The organism is Actinomycetota bacterium, assembly GCA_040755895.1.
Taxonomy (GTDB): Bacteria; Actinomycetota; Aquicultoria; order Subteraquimicrobiales; family Subteraquimicrobiaceae; genus Subteraquimicrobium.
Genome location: JBFMAG010000131.1, coordinates 1 through 2,348 on the forward strand (window position 1 = coordinate 1; position 2,348 = coordinate 2,348).

The 2,348-nt window shown below is 46.0% G+C and carries 3 protein-coding genes and 1 tRNA gene; all 4 read left to right on the forward strand.

Annotated elements, in window-relative coordinates:
- The first annotated feature begins 34 nt into the window (after nt 1-34).
- Nucleotides 35-106: transfer RNA gene (locus AB1466_06110), tRNA-Ala, on the forward strand.
- Nucleotides 107-644: 538 nt separating this feature from the next.
- Nucleotides 645-848: a hypothetical protein gene (locus AB1466_06115; protein MEW6189657.1), complete on the forward strand. Its 204-nt coding sequence runs from the start codon at nt 645-647 to the stop codon at nt 846-848.
- 20 nt (nt 849-868) lie between these two features.
- Entirely contained in the window at nt 869-1,840 is a 972-nt protein-coding gene (gene hemB / locus AB1466_06120; GenBank protein ID MEW6189658.1) for a porphobilinogen synthase, read from the forward strand.
- On the forward strand, nt 1,828-2,348 hold a 521-nt coding region (locus tag AB1466_06125; GenBank protein MEW6189659.1), incomplete at its 3' end, for a radical SAM protein. The genes hemB and AB1466_06125, both read left to right, overlap by 13 nt.

Below are 2,348 nucleotides of genomic sequence, written 5' to 3' on the forward strand. Positions count from 1 at the left end.
ATGGAGTCCTCCTAGGAAGGCGCGGAGCCACCAGGGGGATGTAGCTTAGGGGGAGAGCGCTTCCTTCGCACGGAAGAGGTCGCGGGTTCGAATCCCGCCATCTCCACAGCTGAATAGGGGTTATTTTTCTAGGATGAGTCCAGAATTGCTGGACTCTCTTAATTTTTGGTTTCATCTCGTGAATTTTGAGCAGAAACGAACACCTGTTCGTAATATAATATTGCTACTGTCTTGTAGGATTCAAAAATTAGACTATTGGAAGCAGGTGCTTCCCTTTTATATTGGAGATAGCCTTACTGACGAGGATGCTTCCTTTACCTAAAAAATCGGGGCATCACGGTGCTCGTTTCCAACGATTTGCAAGGGAGAACAAAAGCTCAATTTTATCTTCGTAATTATGATGAGGTTCTTTTGTCTTAACACTGCTTGGGGAAATAGTCGGCTAAGTCCTCCCCTCAAGCTGTCTTTCGTGAATTTGCCGATCCCTCCTAAATTTGAATTTGAGATTCCATTCCTTGATGTATTTTTCCAGCTCTTGTAAAATGTGGATGCAATCAGTTCGAATCGTCCAATCAGTTAACCACCGAAGCATTGAAGAGGGAAATGTCAGGCTGTGAACTTAAATAAGAGGAGGTGAAATTTTAATGATGCAGCAACCGATGTATATTCAAATCCTGCAATGGGCAAATTGGGTTATCTCCATTCTTTATCCGGTGGTCTTAGTCTGTATTTTATTTTTAGCCTGGAAAGATTTCAGAAGACTGGTCGACCATTTTGCTCCTAGACCTGTAGCGGAGGAAAAATCCCAGGCAAAAAAGAAAGCAAAGGGCAAGGAGAAATTTGAGTAGTCAGGGAGTTGAGGTGAGAGATGTATTTTCCAACGTACCGTCCCAGACGCTTAAGGAGACTCGAGAATTTCAGGCGCCTCATCAGGGAGACCAAGATAAGCGTCGATGATCTCATCTATCCCTTTTTCGTCGTTCATGGCCAGGGAATTAAAAGAGAAATTTCAAGTATGCCCGGAAATTTCCACTGGTCTATTGATAGATTGAAAGATGAGGTTAGAGAAATAGAAGAGCTGGGCATCCCCGGTATTATCCTTTTTGGGATACCCAAGAAGAAGGATGAAGTGGCTTCCGAAGCTTACGCTGAAGATGGAATCATTCAGCGGTCGGTGCGAGCCATCAAAGAGGTTACATCAGATCTTCTGGTCATAACCGATGTTTGTCTCTGCGAATACACCAGTCACGGACACTGTGGAATGGTAAAGGACGGGGAAATCGTGAATGATTTAACTTTAGAGGTGCTTGCCAAGACCGCTTTATCCCATGTGGAAGCGGGTGCGGATATGATTGCCCCCTCGGATATGATGGACGGACGTGTATCCGCCATTAGAAGTACATTGGACGAAAATGGCTACGAAAATGTACCCATTATGTCCTATGCTGCGAAATATGCATCAAGTTTTTATGGTCCCTTCCGAGAAGCGGCGGAGTCCGCTCCTCAATTTGGTGATCGAAGATCCTACCAGATGGATCCACCCAATGCCTTGGAAGCGCTGCGCGAGGTTATGCTGGATATCGAGGAAGGTGCTGATATCGTGATGGTTAAACCCGCCCTCGCGTATATGGATATAATCCATAGAGTCAAACAGGAGTTCAATTATCCGGTGGCGGCTTATAACGTAAGTGGAGAATATTCCATGGTCAAAGCCGCTGCCATGAAGGGTTGGGTTGATGAGAAGACGATCGTCATGGAGATACTCACCGGAATTAAGAGAGCTGGCGCCGACATAATTTTGACTTATCATGCGAAGGATGTGGCCAGGTGGCTAAAATAAATAAAAAGCCGTTGAGGATGATCGCCTGGGAGGTAACCGGCGCCTGCAACTTAAAGTGCGTTCACTGCCGAGCTTCGGCTGTGGATAAACCCCTCCCCGATGAATTTTCCACTCAGGAAGCCCTTCAGTTCATCGATGAGATATGTGAATTCAGTCAACCAATCATCATTTTGACCGGCGGAGAGCCGCTACTCAGGGAGGACATTTTTGACATTGCTTGCCATGGTGTGCAGAAGGGTTTACGCATGGTGATGGGTACAAACGGTACGCTGATCACCAAGGATATCGCCAGAAGAATAAGTGATTCTGGCATTCAAAGGGTCGCCATAAGCTTGGAGAGTTCCACTCCTAAAATACACGATGAATTTCGCCGGGTGCCAGGATCCTTCGAGGCTGCTCTGGAGGGGATAGAGCATCTTAAGGAAGCGAGAGTGGATTTTCAAATCGCCCCCACGATCACCAAACGTAATCTGAATGATCTCGAAAATATCTTGAATCTTGCCGTAAA

Bases quoted from the DNA above. Each gene is read 5' to 3' on its own strand.
- AB1466_06115 (MEW6189657.1), top strand. From the start codon at position 645: ATGATGCAGCAACCGATGTATATTCAAATCCTGCAATGGGCAAATTGG.
- hemB (MEW6189658.1), top strand. From the start codon at position 869: ATGTATTTTCCAACGTACCGTCCCAGACGCTTAAGGAGACTCGAGAAT.